At 52.9% G+C, this 408-nt stretch carries 1 pseudogene; it reads left to right on the top strand.

Features of this window, described 5'->3' with window-relative positions:
- Positions 1-89: 89 nt before the first annotated feature.
- Positions 90-408 (top strand): annotated as a pseudogene (locus HMPREF2757_RS03795) (TAP domain-containing protein); the annotation flags it as partial.

Below are 408 nucleotides of genomic sequence, written 5' to 3'. Positions count from 1 at the left end.
AGATGATTGACGGTTCACTGCTGAGCGTGTCCGGGACCAGTCATGGCGCCTTCGGTGGACTCACGTCGACCGCTCCGGGGCCGGAGTGTGTGGATACGACTGTTCATGCGTTTTTCAATAAGGGTCGTGTGCCGCGTGATGGTGAGTTTGGTGAGAAGTTGAAGAAGCCGGATTCTGCGAAGGATCATCGTGGTAAGACTGTGACGTTGTCGAAGCGGTGCAAGATGCAGACGTTCCGTGCGGATGGTTTTGCTTTGTCGGCTTCGAAGGCTCATGTGGGTCAGGATGTGCGGTTTAGTGTTTCGCGTCTTGATCCGAAGGCTGAGTATGTTCTGAAGATCGGTAAGAAGCGTCAGAAGTTTAGGACTGATGGCAGTGGTAATCATTCTGGTGTGTTTACTGTGCCGA

It is taken from the genome of Brevibacterium sp. HMSC063G07 (genome assembly GCF_001810665.1).
Classification (GTDB): domain Bacteria; phylum Actinomycetota; class Actinomycetes; order Actinomycetales; family Brevibacteriaceae; genus Brevibacterium.
The sequence above is the reverse complement of the archived record's forward strand: the minus strand, read 5'-3'. Positions and strand labels throughout refer to the sequence as shown.